Source organism: Terriglobia bacterium, from assembly GCA_020072845.1.
Taxonomy (GTDB): Bacteria; Acidobacteriota; Terriglobia; order Terriglobales; family Acidobacteriaceae; genus JAIQGF01.
Genome location: JAIQGF010000002.1, coordinates 1 through 20,379, shown reverse-complemented (window position 1 = coordinate 20,379; position 20,379 = coordinate 1). Strand labels below are relative to the sequence as shown.

Genomic DNA, 20,379 nt, shown 5'->3' with positions numbered 1-20,379 from the left:
GCCAATCAGGGCCCTTCATTGTTTGTCATTCCGAGCGGGTTTTAACCCGCGAGGAATCTGTTTTCGGCCATCGACCGTCGACCATCGACCGTCGACTTTAAGACTAACGACCAACGACGAGTTTCTTATGAAAATGACCGGTGCAGAAATTCTCTGGGAATGCGTCAGCCGCGAAGGCGTCACCCACGTCTTCGGTTACCCCGGTGGCGCCATCCTGCCCGCCTACGACACGCTCGGCAAGTTCCCCGCCATCCACCACACCCTGGTTCGCCACGAGCAGGGCGCCACCCACATGGCCGACGGCTATGCGCGCGCCAGCGGACGCGTCGGTTGTGCCGTCGCGACCTCCGGCCCCGGCGCCACCAACATGGTCACAGGCATCGCCACCGCCATGATGGATTCCTCGCCCATCGTCTGCATCACCGGCCAGGTCGGTAGCAGGCTTATCGGCTCCGACGCCTTCCAGGAAATTGACATCACCGGCATCACCCTGCCGATCACCAAGCACAACTACCTGGTCACGCGCGCCGATGAGGTTGCCGGCGTGGTGCGCGAGGCCTTCATGATCGCCCGCTCCGGACGTCCCGGCCCGGTGCTGATTGACATCACCAAGGACGCCCAGCAATCCAGTTGCGAATTCACCTGGGAAACCACGGAGACACCCTCGCACCCGCCGCGTCCCGACCGCCGCGCCGCACCCGAGGAGTACCTCCGCGCCCTCGAATTCATCAACTCCGCGCAGCGCCCGCTCATTCTCGCCGGCCACGGCATTCTGCTCTCCGGATCGCTCGACCAAGTCCGTGAGCTGGCGGAAAAGGCCAACATCCCGGTTGCCATGACTCTGCTCGGCATCGGCGCCTTCCCCGCTTCCCATCCGCTGAACCTCGGCATGATGGGCATGCACGGCGAGGCCTGGGTCAACACCGCCATTCAGGAAGCCGACCTGCTGATTGCCCTCGGCATGCGTTTCGACGACCGCGTCACCGGCACTCTGAAAACCTACGCGCCGAACGCGAAAAAGATTCACGTCGAGATCGATCCTGCCGAGGTGAACAAGAACGTTCCGGTTGACGTCTCGCTCATCGGCGACCTGCACGCCGTCTTGCAGGACCTGCTGCCGGGCGTCACGGTTGCCCCACCCTTGTCGCGACAGGGTGGGGATGTTCCTAACGCGAACACGAGTGTCGACCGTTCCCCATGGCTCCATCACATCGCCGCACTCAAGGGCGAGGTTGCCGTCCGCGACATTCAGAACCTTCCCGACAACGGCCATCTCTACGCCGCGCACGTCATCTCCGACCTGTGGCGCGAGACCGGCGGCAAAGCCGTCGTGGTCTCCGACGTCGGACAGCACCAGATGTGGGAAGCGCAGTACTACAAGCACGAAGAGCCGCACACGCTCATCACTTCCGGCGGCCTGGGCACCATGGGCTTCGCCCTTCCCGCCGCCATCGGCGCCAAGTTCGCCCGCCCCGACGAAGAAGTTTGGGTGGTGGTCGGCGACGGCGGATTCCAGATGACCATGTGCGAACTCGCCACCGTCGCCCAGGAAGGGCTCGAACTCAAGGTCGCCATCATCAACAACGGTTACCTCGGCATGGTGCGACAGTGGCAGGAATTTTTCTATGACCGCCGCTATCACGCCACGCCGCTCGTGAATCCCGATTTCGAGAAACTGGCGCAGGCCTTCGGACTGCATGCCATGACTGTTCGCACTCGCTCCGAAGTTATCCCCGCGGTGCAGGCCGCGCGCGCGCATCGCGGGACCGTGGTCTTGAATTTCTGCGTGGAACAGGAAGACTCGGTCTTCCCCATGGTTCCCGCCGGCGCGGCGTTGCACGACATGATCAGACGCCCCAGCCCGCTGGTTGAGGCCGCAACGGATAACTAGATGGGAAGGGCACGGCTTTAGCCGTGCCGGACAAGCGCTTTCTTGTTGTCATTCCGAGGGGCTTTAGCCCCGAGGAATCTGGGTTTTGATCAAGGTAACCAACCATGCTCAATACTTTTGTTGTCTACGTCGAAAACAAGCCTGGGGTCCTCAACCGCGTGGCGTCGCTGTTCCGGCGCCGCAACTTCAACATCGAGTCACTCACCGTCGGCCACACCGAAAACACCGGCATCTCCCGCATGACCATCGTGACCGATACGGATGACTCCTTCCGCGTTGAGGCCAATCTCTACAAGCTGCTCAACGTCATCAGCGTCGAGAACATCACCGCCGCGCCCTCGGTTTGCCGCGAGCTGGCCATGATCAAGGTCGCGGCCACCGCGGAATCGCGCACCCAACTGATGCAGTTGGCCGGCGTGTTCCGCGCGCGCGTGGTGGACGTTGCACCTACCGCCATCGTCATCGAGATCACCGGCACCGAGGACAAGATTGACGGCCTGCTGGACGTGCTCCGCCACTACGGCATTCTCGAGATGGTGCGCACCGGCCGCGTCGCCATGTCCCGCGGCGCCAATGGCAATGGTGCGACGCTGGCGGCATCCGCGGCGGCCGCTGCGGCCGATTCGGGCGCGCCGCTGCTCGACACCGACGACGGCATGATCGCCTTTTCGGTCTAGAAGCAACGTGCTCGACGGCATGATTGCCGCTCGGTTTGGCAGACGTGTGGCGCGGGTCTTCGACCCGCGTGCAGGCCAGCGGAGTCTCCGACCCGCTGGACACCAGCGCCGGAGGCGCGGAATTCGTTAGCCCACCGCGGAAGCGGTGGGTGCAAGTCGAAATAACTGGGCGAGCGCCAGCGGCGCGGCACATTTGCTCGCAACTCGGGACTCGCAACTCGCAACTTTCGTTAGGAGACACCACCATGGCAAAGATCTACTACGACAACTCCGCCGACCTCGCCCTCATTCGCAGCCAGAAGGTCGCGATCCTCGGCTACGGCTCGCAAGGCCACGCCCACGCCCTCAATCTGCGCGACAGCGGCGTTTCCGTGCAGGTCGGCCTTCCGCAAACCAGCCGCTCGCGCGCCAAGGCCGAGAAGCATGATTTCCGCGTCGTTACCCCCGACCGCGCCGCCGCCTGGGCCGACGTCATCATGGTCGTCACCCCCGACACCGGCCAGCCTGCGCTCTATGCCTCCGCCATCGCGCCTCACCTCGCGCGCGGCAAGACGCTCATGTTCGCCCACGGATTCAACATCCACTTCAAGACCATCCAGCCGCCCAGCGACGTTGATGTCACCATGGTCGCGCCCAAAGCGCCCGGCCACCGCGTCCGCGAAGTCTTCACCGAAGGCGGCGGCACACCCGCGCTGCTGGCCATTCACCAAGACGTCAGCGGCCAGGCCAAGCCGCTCACCTTGTCCTACGCCAAGGCGCTGGGCTGCACCCGCGCCGGCGTGCTCGAAACCACATTCAAAGAGGAAACCGAAACCGACCTCTTCGGCGAGCAGACCGTCCTCTGCGGCGGCGTCAGCGCGCTCATCAAGGCCGGCTTCGAGACCCTCGTCCAGGCCGGATACCAGCCCGAGATTGCCTACTTCGAGTGCATGCACGAACTCAAGCTGATCGTGGACCTCATCTACCGCGGCGGCCTCTCCTACATGCGCTACTCGGTGAGCGATACCGCGGAGCACGGTGATTACACCGGCGGCCCGCGCATCATCACCGACGAAACCAGGGCCGCGATGCGCCGCATCCTCGCCGAAATCCAGGACGGCACTTACGCGCGCAAGTGGATCGCCGAAAACGAAGCGGGACGCCCGTGGTTCAACGCCACTCGCCGCCGCGAGCAGGACCAGTTGATCGAGCAGGTGGGCGCGCAGCTCCGCAGCCTGATGCCCTTCCTCGACCCGATTGACGTTCGCGAAGAGACGCGGCAGCCCGAGCCTGTCCCCGCGCCGCCGGCAGCCGGATCCAGCGCCGCCGACTGATTGGGAGAAATCATGAAGCTCTACGATTGGGACCACATCAAGGCCGACCAGATCACGCCCTTGTACAGCCGCAAGGTAGCCTTCGGTGACAATGTCACGGTTGCGCGGCTGGAAGCCAAGAGCGGAGCGGCCACCCGCATCCACTCGCACCAGTATGAAGAAGTGATCGTCGTGCTCAAGGGCAAATGGCGCTTCATTCTGCCCTCCGGCGAAGTGGTGCTGGAGGCCAACCAGATGCTCAAGATTCCTCCCGGCATGGAGCACGGGTCGGAAGTCCTGGAAGACGCGGTGGCGATAGACGTCTGCTCGCCGGCGCGCACCGACTGGCTCAACGGCGACGACCGCGTCCTCCACTACGATCCCGAGCAGTATCTCTGGGCGGTGTGATGGCCGCTATAATCGGCTTATGGACGCGCCAGATCCGCAGCGCGAACGGCAGCGCCTGGCGCAGCTTTACGCCGGCATGAGCGATGGCGAACTGCTGCGCGTCGCCGAGGATCCCAACGCGCTCACCGACGCCGCCCTCGACGCCATGGAAGTCGAAGCCGAGCGCCGCGGCCTGCACCTGGATCTCGATCCGCCCGACAAGCCCACGGTTGTCCCGGCCTTCGGCGAACTCGCCGTCATCCGCAAGTTCCGCGACCTGCACGAGGCCTGGGTGGCCAAGGGCGCGCTCGACGCTGCCGGAATCGAATCCCACCTGCTCGATGAGAACCTTGTCCGCCTCGACTGGTTTTATTCCAACGCCATCGGCGGCGTGCGCCTGTGCGTCCGCGTGGACGACGCCGCACAGGCCTTCCGCGTCCTCAACCAGCCTCCCGACACGCTGCCGCCGGAAGACACTGATCGCTGAGCTTGGGCGGTCGGCGATCGGCCATCGGCTCTCGGCAGAGAAATCCGATAGCTGACGGAGACGTTGTCTCTGGAAACTGGAAACCAGAAACTGGAGACTGGTTTTACTCGGTTCTGGTTTTCTTCTTGGGACGGCGCTTGTGTTTCTTGGGACGCTTCTTGGACATGAGGAAAGTGTACACGAAGGCATTTCGACCGAAGGCGCCGGCATTGGTGATGGGTGATTTGCGATTGGCGATTTCGAGGGGCCAGGGGTTGGCGGATAGTCATTCGCGATTTGTGATTCACGATTGGTAGTTGGGAGCTGGTAGCTGGTGGTTCGCAACGGTCGTCGCAGGCGCAGGCTTTGATGGTGAAGGTGCCTGGGGACGGGCCTTGGCGCTCCATCTCAGCGGCCGTCTCCTCCGCCATGCGCTCGGCTTCCGTTTCCGGGATTTGCAGTACCTCGAGCAATTCCTTCACCAGCGATTTTTCGTTGGCCATGTCGGCGGCGTTGGTGGTCTCCCGCATCTCTTCGCGCAGGCGCTTGAAATTGGAGGCGGCGATCTGCAGGGCGTAGAGGAGCAGCGAGGCTTTCTTGTAGGTGAGGAGGTCGTCGGCGAGAGCGCGCATGACGCGGTTGAGGGCGAGCTGAAGGCTGGCGGCGTCCTCGACGATGGGGAGGATGAATTCGCGGCGGATGGGGGCGACGGCCTGGTGGAAGCGGCAGAGGTCGCGTCCACTGAGAGCGGGCTGGCCGCAGGTTTGGCCGGAGAGCAGCGTGTGGCGGCAGCGCGGCGGCTGGTGCTTGGCGTCGAATTGGGTGGCGTTTACTTCTTGATCAGGGTGCATGGGACCCGGTACTCCGTTCATAATGGAATCAATGAGTTAGGCCCGAGATCACGGGGGAAGGCTGCGGGCTCCAGGCGGCAGGCTTCAGGCGGGTTCTCGGTTGTCGGTTGGCGGTTATCGGTAGTCGGTGATCGGAGTGTGGGGCAGGAAACGGTGGGAAGTTTCGAAAGGGGCGGGAGCGAAGAGACGAATAGGGCGTCCGTAGGCAAGTTTCTCCTCCGTCGCCCCCTGGCAAGAACAGGGTAGCGCAGGTGGGGTGAGGGAGTCTGTGACGTCAAGGGGCTTTTTGCAGATTTGTTGGGGGCGATTCCCGGAATGGGAAGGAGAAAATAGCTCATTACCGAGGCACGGAGACACAGGGGGGAAACGGATATCCCCAGGCTTCGCCAAGACCGGGCGAAGGGGTGGGCCAGCCGCCGGAGATAGGCGAAAACTAGAGCGCGTGGTTAAAGCTCACGCCCGGAGTGCCCGGATTATTTTCGTAATGCACGCCTCGAAGTCTTTCTTAATCTGGTGCTCCCAAACGCGCACCACTCTCCAGCCACGACGCTGAAGTTTTCGATGATTACTTCGATCACGGAGCCGGTTCCGGGCGATCTTCTCCTGCCAGTACCCACGGGGAAGCTTGTGTCCCCAAACATGGAATCGGTAGCCGTGCCAAAAATCGCCGTCCAAGAACACAGCGACCCTTGAAGAGGGAAACACAATGTCAGGTTTTCCGGGAAAACGAGGATCGTTTTTCCTGAACCTATACCCCAGACTGTGCAACGCGGAACGGACGCGCACCTCCATTTTCGTGTCCTTACTTCGGACCTGTGACATCAAGAAACTGCGCTGCGCCTTAGTCACGGGGGAATTCCACGCCATCGTTACGCAAACAGTTCGGCGGATAGTGGATCGTGCGTGCGATTAACCAATCGGCCTTCGCGAAGGCAAATCAGGTCCATATCAATATGCCTGGTAATGAACGGGACGCTCCAGTGATTATCGCTTATGTTGCCAGTTACAGCTATCGCTCTCCGTCTCTGTGCCTGCCGCTGTAGGGACCGAAGATAATCGTAGTGCCAGACTTGGCCGATAGCTAGCCGGATTTTGCGGACAAGATTTCGGGAGTTGACGCTCTTTACTTCAATCAAGAATTCAGTGTCCCTGAAATCCACCAGCAGATCTACTGTTGCGGGATCCTCAAAGACCCGGGCCCCCTTCCTGCTGCACGTCGCTCCGATAAGTCGCACCATATTGTCGTGCAACCGATGTGCCCGGTCCACAAGTTCTGAGGAATAAACCGACTCAATCGACGGGGGGCGGTTGTGTCGCGCAGCTCGCTGTTCCGGAAGCTCAAATTGCCTCAGCACAATATGAGTGGGGAGCTCGTCCAGTTGGTCTTCTGCTTCTTCGCCTGCGACGTATTCGTTCGCGCCTTGCTCCGACGGTGTGACTACGGCCGACAATTCGCCCAGGTCGACGCTGCCAAACCACGAGTACCAAGCGTGACGCGCATTTCTGCCATGAGCAGCAAAGTTCCAGAAGCTTTCGGGGAGTACCGCGGCGCGGCAGTAAGCATTAATCGATTCGACGTTCTGTATGGCGAAATCCGAGAGCCGGATTTGTTGCTCCCCTTCCAGACTGAAGACTGCAGTTTGGGCGAGAAATCGAAACCAATCTTGCACGTTGCGGCGTTCACGTTGGTCGAGCCGCGGAGGGGGGCGCCGCCCATTACGCGCCGCGAGAATACCCCGTGCGGCTAAGGTTGATTCGGCGTTTGTCGAGCAGCGTAGGAGATGTCGCTCCGCCTCATCACGTGACAACACTGCCTCCGCACCGGATTCCATGAGGCTCCGCAGGACATCCCACACGAGTACTGCCGGTCGAAGAAGAACGCGCGCTAGGGTTTGTATTCCAGCAAAAGTACGGCCTTGTTGGTATGGCGTAGCGCGTAAAGCAAGCCTCTGGGCCGGAGACACATGGACGTGGTGCCCATTGGGATACTGGAATCGGAGGGCCTGAATTGTGAGAAGCTCAGTGAAGCCGATTGACCCGTCCAGTACCGCCAGGCCAAGCGGCGTAGGGGTTATTCTGGGAGACACCTCCGTGGAAAAAATTAGGGCCATCTCGCTAAGGACCTGCTGATAATCTCGCCAAATGTCCGGCTGACCCGTATCAATCCGAATATTGGGCGGCAGCAGCCTGTTGGCGACGAAATAGTTGTTGATCTCCTGTGCGGGATCCCGGGCCTCGGCGTACGTTGTCGCCGCCCACAACAAGTGATAGAGCAGTTGAGGCGACACAACTCCGGTATGGTGACTCAACCGCCAAGAGTGGCCCGGGAATGGAAGGTCGGGGTACAGCTTTAGCTCCGAGACGCGGAGGAGTATAGGGCCTTACGAATTTCCTTGCCTATTTCATACGCCATAAGCGGCGGAACAGCGTTCCCAATTTGACGATACTGCGCAGTTGCGGTCCCCTGAAAACAATACCAGTCAGGGAAGCTTTGCAACCGAGCCGCTTCTCTGACGGTTATTACTCGATCTTGGGTCGGATGAATGTGCGGGCGACCGCCTCCAGCCGCAGAACCAACGAGAACAGTCCCGGAAGGGCGGCTTGCGTCGATTCGGTCGGTGTGGTCAATCCGGTCCCTCTCGCCCGGTTCTATCTGGCTGTAGCGTTTCCGAACGCGTTCTCCGTGGGGCCGAATACGATGATTCGGCAATCCGTCCACACTCGCCAATGCCCATCCGCTAGGTGTGCCGTTCGAGCCTACGGCTTCCATAAGTTCGTGCGCGCAATATCCTGTCGGCTGTGTTGGGAAAGAGAAGCTCACTTCGTCACGGAATCCAACGAGGACAACCCGTTCGCGAACTTGAGGGATACCAAAAGTGATGGCATTGAGCTTAGTGTAATGAAGGTGGTAGCCCACGCGCTCAGTCGCGTACTCGAGAATGCGGTGCCAATCCTCGCCTTTGTTGACTGACAACAATCCAGGAACATTCTCGAATAAGAAAGCTTTAGGCTTTATTGCAGCTACTAGGTCTAAGTACTTGAGAGCAAGCTTGCCACGCGGGTCGTCGAGAGCTCCTCGGCGTCCGAGTATGCTGAAGGACTGGCATGGTGGGCCCGCAGCAATCAAATCAATTTCGTGTGTTCCGCTGATCTTCAGTAATCGCGCTTTCGTCAATTTTAGTGCATCGTCTGCAATGCCACCGGCACCCGGAATGTTTACCGTAACAGTGTCGACGAACGCCGGAGAGATGTCGCTGCAGACCATTGTCTGGAACCCTGCAAAGCCAAGCCCGACATCTAACCCACCTCCGCCACAGAAAAGGCTGATCAGTTTATATTTGGCGTTCCGGAGCTTATCTCGCGTGAAGTATGTAAGGCGCTGCAGATAGGGATTTGACGCGCAAAGGAAATCGGGTTCCGAATGGGTCGCAGGTGCATCCGGAAAAAGCGTGTAATTGCGCGCACTGCAACCAACGGTCCTAGCCATCGTCGCGGTCATAGTATTAGCGTATTCAGTGTCGCCCGTTTCGCCTAAGTTTCGCCATCAAAATCGTCTATACCGTGGAAGTGGTACCCAGATTTGCAATGCCTTCCCATTCTGGGCACCACCCGCATTCCAGTCCCTAACTGCACCCGCTGGTTGAGCCGCAACTCTGGCAGCGGAAGCAGCTCCCGTTGCGCGTCATGATGGAGCCACAGAACGAACAGGTTGGCGCATCGCCGATGTCCACCAGCTCGCTCAGCAGGTCGGCGGGGTGGGCGGAAACAGTCGACGGTCTACGGTCGACGGTCGACGAAGACGCGCTCGCCTGCGCCACACCTGACACACCGTTCTCCGGCAGCGCGGGTTGGTCGTGTGCGGACGCCCTCATCCCGGGAAAAAGCAACTGCTGCTGGCCGGTGACGAACTTCTGCTCCAGCCAGCGGAAGATGTAGTCCATGACCGAGGTGGCGTAGCCGATGTTCTCGTTGCCGGTCCAGCCCGAGGGCTCGAAGCGGGTGTGCTTGAACTTTTCGCACAGCAGCTTGAGCGGGACGCCGTGCTGCAGCGCCATGGAAATGGCCAGAGCAAAGGAATCCATCAGGCCGCTGACGGTGGAGCCTTCCTTCGCCATGGTGATGAAGATCTCGCCCGGCTGGCCGCTGGGGTAAACGCCGACGGTGATGTAGCCCTCGTGTCCGCCGATGTTGAACTTGTGAGTTAACGAAGCGCGCTCCAGTTGCAGGCGATGGCGGTGGGCCAGCGGAGGTCCGTCGGCATCGCGCTCGTCAATTGGGTGCTCGGGGGAGGGTGCGTTGCTGGTCGCGCTGGAGGGCAAACGCGCGTCGTTAATCGCATTCGAAGGCGAACGCGTTCCATCTTCCTTATCACCTTTGACCACCATGGGCTGCGACTTCTTGCAACCGTCGCGATAGATGGCGACCGCTTTGAGGCCGAGCTTCCAGGCCTGGATGTAGACTTCGGCGATCTCATCCACGGTGGCGGCTTCGGGCAGGTTGACGGTCTTGCTGATGGCGCCGGAGATGAACGGCTGAGTGGCGGCCATCATGCGCAGGTGTCCCATGTAGTGGATGGAGCGGGTGCCCTTGGAGGGCTTGAAGCTGCAATCGAAGACTGCCAGGTGCTCGTCCTTGATGTGGGGCGCGCCTTCGATGGTGCCGGTGGCGTCAATGTAGCTGACGATGGCGCTGACCTGCTCGGGCGCGTAGCCGAGCTTGAACAGCGCCGCCGGGACGGTGTTGTTCACGATCTTGATCAGTCCGCCGCCCACCAGCTTTTTGAACTTCACCAGCGCCAGGTCGGGCTCAATGCCCGTGGTATCGCAATCCATGAGGAAGCCGATCGTGCCGGTCGGGGCTAAAACCGTGACCTGGGAGTTGCGGTAGCCGAACTTTTCGCCGTGGGAGAGCGCTTCGTCCCAGCATTGCTTGCTGGCGTCGACCAGGGACTTAGCCACAGGGGACACAGAGGAAGATGAACCAATGCTGTTGACGGAGGCGCGGTGCATGCGGATGACGTCGAGGAAGGCTTCGCGGTTGAGGTAGAAGCCGGGACAGGCGCCACCGTCGACGGTCGACGGTCGACGGTCGACGGCAAGAGCGGCTTTTGTTTTCTCCGCAGCCGGGTCGAGTGACGGGCAGAATTCGGCGATGCGGGCGGACTGGAGGTAGGCTTCGCCGCACATGATGGCGGTGACGCAGGCGGCGTAGTCGCGTCCGGCTTCGGAGTCGTAGGGCAGGCCGGAGGCCATGAGCAGCGCGCCGAGATTGGCGTAGCCGAGCCCAAGCGGGCGGTAGTCGTGCGAATTGCGCGCGATGGATTCAGTCGGGTAGCCGGAGAAATCGACGAGGATTTCCTGGGCGGTGATCATGATGTCGACGGCGTAGCGGTAGGCTTCGATGTCGAAGGTGCCGTTGGGGGCGAACTTCATGAGATTGAGCGAGGACAGGTTGCAGGCGGAGTCGTCGAGGAACATGTACTCGCTGCAGGGATTGCTGGCGTTGATGCGGGCGGTGTTCTTGGAGGTGTGCCAGCGGTTGACGGTGGTGTCGAACTGCATGCCGGGATCGCCGCAGTGCCAGGTGGCTTCCGCAATCTTGCGCAGGAGATCGCGCGCCTTGTAGGTTTTGTGCGGCGAGGAGTCCTGGACGTTGTGGGTGGTGAAGTCGGCGTCGCGCTCGACGGCGAGCATGAATTCGTCGGTGACGCGGACGGAGTTGTTGGCGTTCTGGAAAAAGATGGAGGAGTAGGCGGACGAATCCGGGTTCGAACCGTCGTAGCCTTCGCGGATGAGCGCGTGGGCCTTTTTCTCTTCCGTCATCTTGCAATCAATGAAGGCGGGGACGTCGGGATGGTCGATGTTGAGGATGACCATCTTGGCAGCGCGGCGGGTCTTGCCGCCGGATTTGATGACGCCGGCGAAGGCGTCGAAGCCGCGCATGAAGCTGAGCGGACCGCTGGCAGTGCCGCCGCCGGACAAGGTTTCATGAGATGCCCGCAGCGGACTCAGGTTGGTGCCGGTGCCGGAGCCCCACTTGAAGAGCATGGCCTCGGTTTTGGCCAGGTTCATGATGGAGTCCATCGAATCCTTCACCGAGTTGATGAAGCAGGCGGAGCACTGCGGGTTGCGGTAGCCGGAGGGCGCGAATTCGACGTTTTGGGTGAGCGGGTTCCAGTGCCAGTTGGAGCCGTCAGCGCTGGGCTCGATGCGATCGCAACCGACGTTGAACCAGACGGGCGAGTTGAACGCGGCCATCTGGCGAAGCAGGATGTGGCAAAGCTCGTCATGGAAGACGGCGGCGTCTTCGTTGGAGCGGAAATAACCGCCGGCGGTGCCCCAGTCGCGGATGGTTTCGGCGACGCGGGAAACGAGCTGGCGGACACCGGTTTCACGCTCGCTGGTCCCGAGACAGCCGTGCAGGTACTTGCTGGCCGCGATGTTGGTGGCGGTCATGGACCAGTCCTTGGGGACCTCGACGTCCTTCTGCTCGAAAATGATATTGCCCTCGGCGTCGGTGATCTGCGCGGTGCGGAGTTCCCATTCCAGAGCGTCGTAGGGCGATATGTCGGGCTGAGTAAAATAGCGGCGGAAAGAGAGGCCCGGGGCTTTCCTGGTCTTGGGGGTCGTGCCGGTGGCGGTGGTGGTTGTGGTGGTGGTTTTTTCGGTGACGTCAGCCATGGGGTTCTCCTTCGCGCGCGGTCCCGTTATCGGTTCTCAGTCTTCAGTTTTCGGTTCCCTATTTACCAGGCCCAAAACAGCGTCTCAAGGTCACCTGGGCCGCCGTTTAATGCCGAGTCCGGGAGGGGGTTTTCCTGCCTCTCGGACCCTTTGTGGGATGCCACAGTACGCCTGTATGTTGTGCCTGTCAAGATCACAGCACCATATATTGTAGTTTTTATTCCAATCTGGCCCAAACCGGGAGTGAAATGAAACTTGACTCACGGGACGGTGCTTTGCCGGCTGGGGGCCCTGGCTGGACGAAGTGCGGTAAGTGGAATTTAGGGCGTTTTGGGGGCGAGAACAAGACCGAAAAGTGGTGCATTGGGAGTGCATCCAGCGAGGCGCGCGGGGGGCGACTTGGGACCGGATTTGCGGGAGATTTCCACAGAAGAGGGGGTAGTGGTTAGTGGCTGGTGACCAGTCAGGTAGAATGCACGGCGAAATAGAGGAGACAAAAGCATTGCCGATTGCCGATTGTCGATTGCCGATTGCCGGCAGTTGCGTGAGGAAGCGTCATGGCTCGGGTGATACTGGCAATGCAGGGATCCTTCGACTCGGGCGTTCGCTCTCGCTCAGGATGACAGGCGTAATAAGAATGGGAGGAAACATGAGGCACAGGTACACAGCGGTTGCAATCATTCTGGTGGGGATGCTGCTGGCGTGCGGGCCGAAGAAGCCGTTTGCGCAGGCGAAACCGTCGGCGGTCGACGGTCGACGGTCGACGACGGTGCTGCGGTGCGGCGCGCTGCTCGATGTGAAGAGCGGTCAGGTTCGGCGAAATGTGCCGATCCTAATTAAGGGCAACAAGATCGACCAGATCGGACTAGGCACTGGGGAATCAGGCTCTAGCGGAATTCCGGTGTTCGGAAAAGACTCGGAGGGCGCAGAGACAATTGACTTGTCGCAAATGACGTGCCTGCCGGGGCTGATTGATACGCACACGCACGTGCTGTTGCAGGGAGACATCACGGCGGAAGATTACGACGTGCAGTTGCTGAAGCAGTCGAACCCGTACCGGGCGATCGTGGGAGCGGCAACGGCGGGCAATGCGCTGAATTACGGGTTCACCACGTTGCGCGACCTGGAGACTGAGGGCGCGGGATATTCCGACGTGGATATCAAGAAGGCGATCAACAACGGCATCGTGCCCGGTCCGCGGATGCAGGTGGTGACGCGGGCGCTGAATGTGACCGGGGCGTATCCGCTGCAGGGATACAACTGGGAAATCCAGGTGCCGCACGGAGTGCAGTTCTGCGATGGGGCGGACGACTGCCGCAAGGCGGTGCGGGAGCAGATATCGCACGGGGCGGACTGGATCAAGGTCTATAGCGACCGCTCCTACTACCTGGAGGGGAATGTCCTGAAAGACGTGCCGACGTTCACCCTGGATGAGCTGCGGGCAATCGTGGATGAGGCGCACCGGCAGCGGCGGAAGGTAGCGTCGCACGCAACCGCGATGTTTGGGGTGCACAACTCGGTGGAGGCGGGAGTGGATTCGATCGAGCACGGAGACTACATCGCGCCGGACGACATGAAGACGATGGTGGCCAAGGGAATCTGGTTCGTGCCAACGCTGTTCGTGGGCGAGTACGTGGCGGAAGGGCGTGCGAAGGCGGGCGCGCCGGTGTGGCTGGACATGATAAAGGTGTCGGAGGATACGTTCCGGCGGGCGCTGCAGGCCGGAGTGAAGATCGCGTTCGGCTCCGATGCGGGCGGGTTTGACTGGAACATCAATCCGGCCAAGGAGTTCGGGCTGCGGGTGAAGTACGGGCAGACGCCGGCGCAGGCGATCAGGTCGGCCACCGTGGATGCGGCAGCGCTGATGGGAATGCCGGATGTGGGGACGATTGAGCCGGGAAAGCTGGCGGACATTGTGGCGGTGCCGGGGGATCCGACTTCTGACATCACGCTGCTGGAGAAGGTGCAGTTTGTGATGAAAGATGGGGTGGTGGTGAAGCAATCGGGTGATCGGGTGATCCGGTGATCGGGTGATCTGGACCGAAAACCACTGCTGATTGTCGATTGGCGATTGTCGATTTCAGGCGCGATTCATCCCAGAAAAATTTGACGCGGGTGAAGAAAATTGTGATGGCTGGTTACGAAATGGAACCGGCACGGTCTAAGAATGCGTATGTGAGGGGGAGAGGGTACGTGTGCCCGGGGCGCGTGTGTGACCGGCGGAGGCCGCAAGGCGCTTGTATACTGAGGAATTGTCTGAACAGCAGTGGCGAGCGGGCAGGAAAAGCAGATTCCTTCCCTTCGACTTCGCTCAGGGTCGGAATGACAAAACCGCTCGCAATGACAAAGCGCAAGCAGTGCAGACGCCGCGCTCGCAATGACAAAGCGCAAGCAGTGCAGACAGCAAACATCCAAAGGAGATCTCTCATGAAAACAGTGGGACGGGCGTGGAAGTTCGTTCTGGCAGTCGTGATGCTCGTGGCGATGAGCGCGTCGCCGATGTGGGCGCAGACAGAAAAACCCCACCCGGTTGCCGCAAAGCCTTCAGCGGCAAGGGTGGGACAACCACAGACGACGGCCGCGAGCCAGCAGTTCCCTACCATTAAGTATGAGCAATACAAACTGGCGAACGGACTGCAGGTGATCCTGAGCGAAGATCACCGGCTGCCGCTGGTGGCGGTGGACCTGTGGTACCACGTCGGGCCGGCGAACGAGCGGCCGGGGCGGACGGGATTCGCGCACCTGTTCGAGCACATGATGTTCCAGGGCTCGAAGCACGTGAAGGCGAACGAGCACTTCCGGCTGCTGGAAGGGGCGGGCGCGACCGACATCAACGGGACGACGGATTTCGACCGCACCAATTACTTCGAGACGCTGCCGGCCAACCAGCTCGAACTGGGGTTGTGGCTGGAGAGCGACCGCATGGGATGGCTGATCGACAACCTGACCGGGCGGAACCTGGCCAACCAGCGTGACGTGGTGCGCAACGAGCGTCGCGAGGGTGAGAGCCGGCCCTACGACCTGGTGGAGGAAGGCATGTACCACCAGCTCTTCCCCAAGACCCATCCCTATTATGGCGAGGTGATCGGGTCGCACGCCGACATCGAGAGTGCGGAGTTGAACGACGTGCGCGACTTTTTCAAGACCTACTACGCGCCCAATAACGCGAGCGTGGCGATTGTCGGGGACTTCGATCCGAAGACGATCCGAGCGCAGGTGGAGAAATATTTTGGAGCGATCCCGGCGGGACCTCCGGTGCCGAAGATTGACGCGGTAACGCCGCCGATCACCAAAGAACGGCGGGCGGTGATCACCGACAAGGTGCAGTTGCCGCGGGTGTATCTGGCGTGGATTACGGCGCCGTACTTCAAGCCGGGCGATGCCGACCTCGATTTGCTGGCGTTGACGCTGGGCGGAGGAAAATCGAGCCGCCTGTACAAGAAGCTGGTGTACGAAAAGCAGATCGCGCAAGACGTACAGGCGAACCAGCAATCGCTGATGCTGGGGTCGATCTTCCAGATCGAGGCGACGGCCAAGCCGGGAGTAAAGCCGGAAGAACTGGAGAAGGCAATCGAGGAAGAGTTGGCCACGGTACAGAAGGAAGGGATCACGCAAGTGGAGCTGGAACGGGCGCGCAACACCATCGAGACGCGCAAGATCCAGGGCCTGCAGAGGCTGGGCGGGTTCGGCGGCAAGGCCGACATGCTCGACCTGTACAACCACTACCTGGGCGATCCGGGATATCTGCCGAAAGACCTGGCGCGTTATGAAAACGCGACCACGGAATCGGTGAAGAAGCAGGCGGAGACGCTGACGGCGAATTCGCGCGTGGTGGTGTACGGCGTGCCGGGCGAGAAGGTGGTGGAGGACGTGGCGAAGCGTCCGGTGCCGCAGTCGGCGGAAGCGATGCCGGGCGGGCCGGGGAACGATGCGTGGCGGACGACGGCTCCGACGCCGGGGAAGATGTCGGCGCCGCTGCTGCCGGTGCCGACCCAGTTCAAGCTTCCCAATGGAATGCCGGTGTACCTGGTGGAGCAGCACGCGCTGCCGGTGTTGACGGCGCAATTGACGGTGCTGCGCGGGAGCGAGGCCAATCCGCCGGACAAGGCGGGGCTGGCGTCGTTCGCAGCGATGATGCTGAACGAGGGGACGGAAAAACGGACGTCGCCGCAACTGGCGGATGACATCGCGCAGATCGGGGCGACGCTGGCCGCGAATTCGACGGCGGACGCGACCCAGGTGAGCGCTGCAGCGCTGACCAAGAACGCGGACAAGCTGTTCGACATGCTGGCGGACGTGACGATCCATCCGGCGTTTCGTGAGGAAGAGATCGAGCGGGTTCGGAAACGCCGGCTGACCACGCTGATCCAGCAGAACGACCAGCCGCAAGCGGTGGCGCAGCGGGTCCTGCTACACGAGGTGTATGGAGGCAAGAGCCCGTACGGATACCTGGAGACGGGGACGCCGGAGTCCACGAAAGCGACCACGCGCGAGGACATGGTGAAGTTTTACAAGAGTGGCTTCGCGCCGCAAGACTCGGCGCTGGTGGTGGCCGGGGACGTCACGGAAGCACAACTGAAGGCGCTGGCGGAGAAGTATTTCGGCGGATGGACGGGCCAAGCCACGGCATCGCGGGCGCCGCAGGTGGAAAACACGCTGAAGCGGCGGATCGTAATCGTGGACAAACCGAACTCGCCGCAGAGCGCACTGCGGATCGGGCACGTGGGATTGCAGCGCAGCAGCCCGGACTACGCGCCAGTGCTGGTGATGAACGACATCCTGGGCGGCCTGTTCTCCAGCCGGATCAACCTGAACTTGCGCGAGGCGCACGGGTACACGTACGGCGCGTTCTCGTTCTTCCAGTTCCGGCGCGGAACGGGGCCGTTCGTCATCGGAAGCATGATCCGGACGGACGTGACGGCGCCGGCGGTGAAGGAAGTGTTCAATGAGGTGGACAAGATGCGCGCGGGGCAGGTGACGCCGGAAGAGCTGGCGATGGCGAAGGAGTCGAATGTGCGCGGGTTGACCGCGGATTTCGAGACCACAAACCAGACGGCGCGCACCATGTCGAACCTGTTCGTCTACAGTCTGCCGGCGGACTACTACCGCACGCTGCCGGCCAAGATCGAGGGGGTAACGGCAGCGGATGTGCACCGGATGGCGGAAAAGTACGTCTCGCCGGACAAGATGGTGGTGGTGGTGGCCGGAGACCGCGCCAAGATCGAGCCCGATCTGAAGAAGCTGGACCTGGGCACGGTGGAGGCACAGGACACGGAAGGCAAGCCCATCGCGGGAGGACAGCAGTAGTTTCAGTTTCAGTTTCAGTTTCAGTTTCAGTTGCGGCGGGCGACCACCCCAGCACGCGAAAACCGCGCGTGCCGGGGACCCCGGTTCGAGGGCGCCCGCCGCAGCCGCAATTTTGAGCTGATTGAGTTTGGCCCCGGCGAGGGCGCCGGGCCCACAAACCTTTTTTTTCGCAAGGCGCCGGGGACTGCAATCCTCAAGCAGGACTTGTTGTGAGTTCAGAGCGAAAAAGCCCGGCCAATGGAGGCCGGGCTTTTTTCTTCCCCACGTAAAAACCAGTTGGTAGTTGCCAGTTGGCGGCACGACTGAAGTCGTGCCCTGATACATTAGCGGCCTTGCTTGAGGCGGCGGTTGATTTCGTCCCAGTTGACGACGTTCCACCAGGCCTTGAGGTAGTCGGCGCGGCGGTTCTGGTACTTGAGATAGTAGGCGTGCTCCCAGACGTCGTTGCCGAAGACGGGGAAATTGCCGTCCAGTAATGGGCTGTCCTGGTTGGCGGTGCTGAGCAGATCGAATTTGCCGGCGCTGGTGCGCACCAGCCAGGTCCAGCCGCTGCCAAAGCGCTTGACGCCGTTGTCGTTGAACTTCTCCTTGAATGGCTCGAAACCGCCGAACTGGCCGATCACGCCGGCGATGTCGCCGGTGGGATTGCCGCCGCCATTGGGCTTCATCAGCTTCCAGAACATGGAGTGGTTGGCATGGCCACCGCCGTTGTTACGGACCGCGGTGCGGATGTCTTCCGGAATGGAGCCGAGGTTGCGCAGCAGGTCTTCGACCGACTTGGACTTGAGGTCAGGATGCTTGTCGAGGGCGGCGTTGAGGTTGGTGACATACGCGCCGTGGTGCTTGTCGTGGTGGATCTGCATGGTCTGCGCGTCAATGTGGGGCTCAAGCGCAGCGAAGTCGTAGGGGAGAGGGGGCAGTTCGTGAGCAGTCTGCCCTGCACCGGGATTAGGCACACTTCTTAAAGCCATATTTCATCCTCCAACGAGGTTTGAGATGCGCGGGGGAGGCGGGGGATGAAAAAAAGTTTGCGGGGAGAAGGGGCGAACAACATTGATTGATGATTGCCGGTTGACGAGTTTGCCGGGGTCTCGGTAAGCGGAAAACCCGGCGCCACTCCCGCGCAACGCCCCAAGCATGTCACCCACATTGGTGACGGCCCGCACTGCGCGATAGTAGGAACAAACCTAGAATTTTTGGTTCCATGAAAATTGACTGGGGACGGACCGGAAAGCGCAACGCGGCATCACCGCCGCAGCTGGCGTGTAAAGCCGGAAGGGCGACTTGTGCAGGCATTGTCCCGCTCAGGGCAGCAAACCTGTAACCATTTCCGCAGGAGAACAGGCGATGAATAAACTCTGGCGTGCTTTTTCGCGAGGAGAGATGAGAAAAATCTTTGTGTACTCATTCTTGGCGTTTCTAGTTCTTGGCTGCGCCGCTGCATTTGGACAAACCGCCAGCGGAGTCGCTGCTATCTCCGGCGTTGTCCGAGATCCATCGGGCGCGTCGGTACCCAAAGCTAACGTCGTCATTTCCAGTGAGGGACGCGGCGTTATCCGTACCCTCTCCACGAACCAGGCCGGCGTGTTCACGGCGCCTTCCCTGGTTCCCGCTCCCGGGTACAAGGTGACCGTCACAGCCCAGGGCTTTTCGGGTTACGAAGTGAGGAACCTGGAACTAAAGGTGGGGCAGAACCTCGACCTCGAGATTAGGCTGAAAGTAGCGGGGAGGATGGAGAGCATTGAGGTCACGGCGGAAGCGGCGCTGGTGGAAGCTACGAAGACAGATGCTTCCACTGTCGTCAACACCCAGCAAATCCTGGGGCTGCCGATCAACGGGCGGCGCGTAGACAACTTCGTGCTGCTGACTCCCGGAGTTACCAACGACGGAAATTTCGGTTTGTTGACGTTCCGAGGGGTAGCGAACGGGAACACGTTTCTGCTGGACGGGAATGACAACACGGAGGAATTCTTCGTCGAGAACGCCGGGCGCACGCGGGTGATGTCGCAGATTTCGCAGGATGCGGTGCAGCATGTCGTCGAGACGAACCTGGATCTCGTGCGAGCCTGCGGGGTCCCGGCCGAAGCCATCCGGCCTGTCCTGGTCGTCCGGCCGGAGACGCGAGCTCCCGCTGGCTATTCAAGGCGTGGCCGGAGGCGAGCTGTGCCGAAGTGATCGCTCGCCTCATCCAGGGGGCACGGGTGGCCGTCGCGCTGACGAGCGGGCCGGGACCCGCGGAAGTGGAGGTGGCCCGCCGGATCGCTTCCCGGGTGGAAGAGGCGCGAGCCGGGCGACCCATCCTCAACCTCATCGGCCAGACGAGCCTGGCGGACCTGGCGGCTCTCCTGGAGCGCGCGGTACTTTTCCTCGGCGTGGATTCGGCGCCAATGCACATGGCGACGGCCCTGGGAGTCCCCGTGGTCGCCCTCTTCGGGCCCTCGGGGGAGAGGAGCTGGGGACCGTGGGGCGACGGGCATGTGGTGGTCACGAGCCCGTATCTCTGCCGGCCGTGCGGTCAGGACGGCTGCCTCGGGAGCAAGAGGAGCGACTGTCTCGAGGCGCTCTCCGCCCAGACGGTGTGGCAGGCATCATGGACAAAGCGCGTGAACGGCAATGCCGACGCCTCCGAACTCGAGGGCGTGTCGCACACGGGCGCGCGCCAGGCACTGCTCGAACCCGACACCGAAGATAATCTGCAGCGCCTGTTCTACGACCGCGGCTGGACCGACGGGCTCCCCATCGTGCTGCCCACCGAGGAGCGCGTCGAGCGGATGCTCGCCGGCACTAGCCACGCCCGCGACGAAGTGGTCGGCGAAGTCGGCGCGCGC

General features: G+C 61.4%; 15 protein-coding genes. 10 read left to right on the top strand and 5 right to left on the bottom strand.

The features are described from left to right. The first annotated feature begins 127 nt into the window (after positions 1–127). The 6 genes from ilvB (at position 128) to LAN70_01430 (ending at position 5,810) form a co-directional block, all read left to right on the top strand. Positions 128–1,891, top strand: coding sequence for a biosynthetic-type acetolactate synthase large subunit (gene ilvB, locus LAN70_01455; GenBank protein MBZ5509813.1), 1,764 nt, complete (start codon positions 128–130; stop codon positions 1,889–1,891). A 104-nt stretch (positions 1,892–1,995) separates the two neighbouring features. After that, positions 1,996–2,568: an acetolactate synthase small subunit gene (ilvN, locus tag LAN70_01450; protein ID MBZ5509812.1), complete on the top strand. Its 573-nt coding sequence runs from the start codon at positions 1,996–1,998 to the stop codon at positions 2,566–2,568. 245 nt (positions 2,569–2,813) lie between these two features. Then, on the top strand, positions 2,814–3,881 hold the full coding sequence (gene ilvC, locus LAN70_01445; protein ID MBZ5509811.1) for a ketol-acid reductoisomerase: 1,068 nt from the start codon (positions 2,814–2,816) through the stop codon (positions 3,879–3,881). A gap of 12 nt (positions 3,882–3,893) precedes the next feature. Then, complete coding sequence (locus LAN70_01440) at positions 3,894–4,268, top strand: cupin domain-containing protein (protein MBZ5509810.1); 375 nt, start codon at positions 3,894–3,896, stop codon at positions 4,266–4,268. Positions 4,269–4,287: 19 nt separating this feature from the next. Continuing rightward, a complete protein-coding gene (locus LAN70_01435; GenBank protein MBZ5509809.1) occupies positions 4,288–4,734 on the top strand; it encodes a DUF2007 domain-containing protein in 447 nt (148 codons plus the stop codon). Between the two features lie 374 nt (positions 4,735–5,108). Further along, positions 5,109–5,810, top strand: coding sequence for a hypothetical protein (locus LAN70_01430; GenBank protein MBZ5509808.1), 702 nt, complete (start codon positions 5,109–5,111; stop codon positions 5,808–5,810). A 207-nt stretch (positions 5,811–6,017) separates the two neighbouring features. On the opposite strand, the gene LAN70_01425 is transcribed toward LAN70_01430, so the two are convergent. From LAN70_01425 to LAN70_01410, 4 genes are all read right to left on the bottom strand, one after another. Further along, positions 6,018–6,431: a very short patch repair endonuclease gene (locus LAN70_01425; GenBank protein ID MBZ5509807.1), complete on the bottom strand. Its 414-nt coding sequence runs from the start codon at positions 6,429–6,431 to the stop codon at positions 6,018–6,020. A 2-nt stretch (positions 6,432–6,433) separates the two neighbouring features. After that, positions 6,434–7,852 carry a hypothetical protein gene (locus LAN70_01420; protein ID MBZ5509806.1) on the bottom strand — a complete coding sequence of 473 codons (1,419 nt, stop codon included), beginning with the start codon at positions 7,850–7,852 and terminating at the stop codon, positions 6,434–6,436. A 62-nt stretch (positions 7,853–7,914) separates the two neighbouring features. Then, positions 7,915–9,063, bottom strand: coding sequence for a DNA cytosine methyltransferase (locus LAN70_01415; GenBank protein MBZ5509805.1), 1,149 nt, complete (start codon positions 9,061–9,063; stop codon positions 7,915–7,917). A 124-nt stretch (positions 9,064–9,187) separates the two neighbouring features. Further along, positions 9,188–12,244: a vitamin B12-dependent ribonucleotide reductase gene (locus LAN70_01410; protein MBZ5509804.1), complete on the bottom strand. Its 3,057-nt coding sequence runs from the start codon at positions 12,242–12,244 to the stop codon at positions 9,188–9,190. A 649-nt stretch (positions 12,245–12,893) separates the two neighbouring features. Here LAN70_01410 and LAN70_01405 point away from each other — a divergent pair. Both LAN70_01405 and LAN70_01400 read left to right on the top strand, forming a co-directional pair. Further along, entirely contained in the window at positions 12,894–14,270 is a 1,377-nt protein-coding gene (locus tag LAN70_01405) for an amidohydrolase family protein (GenBank protein MBZ5509803.1), read from the top strand. Between the two features lie 401 nt (positions 14,271–14,671). After that, entirely contained in the window at positions 14,672–17,551 is a 2,880-nt protein-coding gene (locus tag LAN70_01400; GenBank protein MBZ5509802.1) for an insulinase family protein, read from the top strand. 323 nt (positions 17,552–17,874) lie between these two features. Here LAN70_01400 and LAN70_01395 read toward each other — a convergent pair whose 3' ends face one another. Next, positions 17,875–18,522: a superoxide dismutase gene (locus tag LAN70_01395; GenBank protein ID MBZ5509801.1), complete on the bottom strand. Its 648-nt coding sequence runs from the start codon at positions 18,520–18,522 to the stop codon at positions 17,875–17,877. A gap of 412 nt (positions 18,523–18,934) precedes the next feature. Between LAN70_01395 and LAN70_01390 the strand changes: the two genes are divergently transcribed. Both LAN70_01390 and LAN70_01385 read left to right on the top strand, forming a co-directional pair. Then, the gene (locus LAN70_01390) at positions 18,935–19,726 is read left to right on the top strand and encodes a carboxypeptidase-like regulatory domain-containing protein (GenBank protein ID MBZ5509800.1); all 792 of its coding nucleotides are present in this window, start codon (positions 18,935–18,937) and stop codon (positions 19,724–19,726) included. After that, positions 19,723–20,379: glycosyltransferase family 9 protein (locus LAN70_01385; GenBank protein ID MBZ5509799.1), on the top strand; the 657-nt coding region annotated here is incomplete at its 3' end. The genes LAN70_01390 and LAN70_01385, both read left to right, overlap by 4 nt.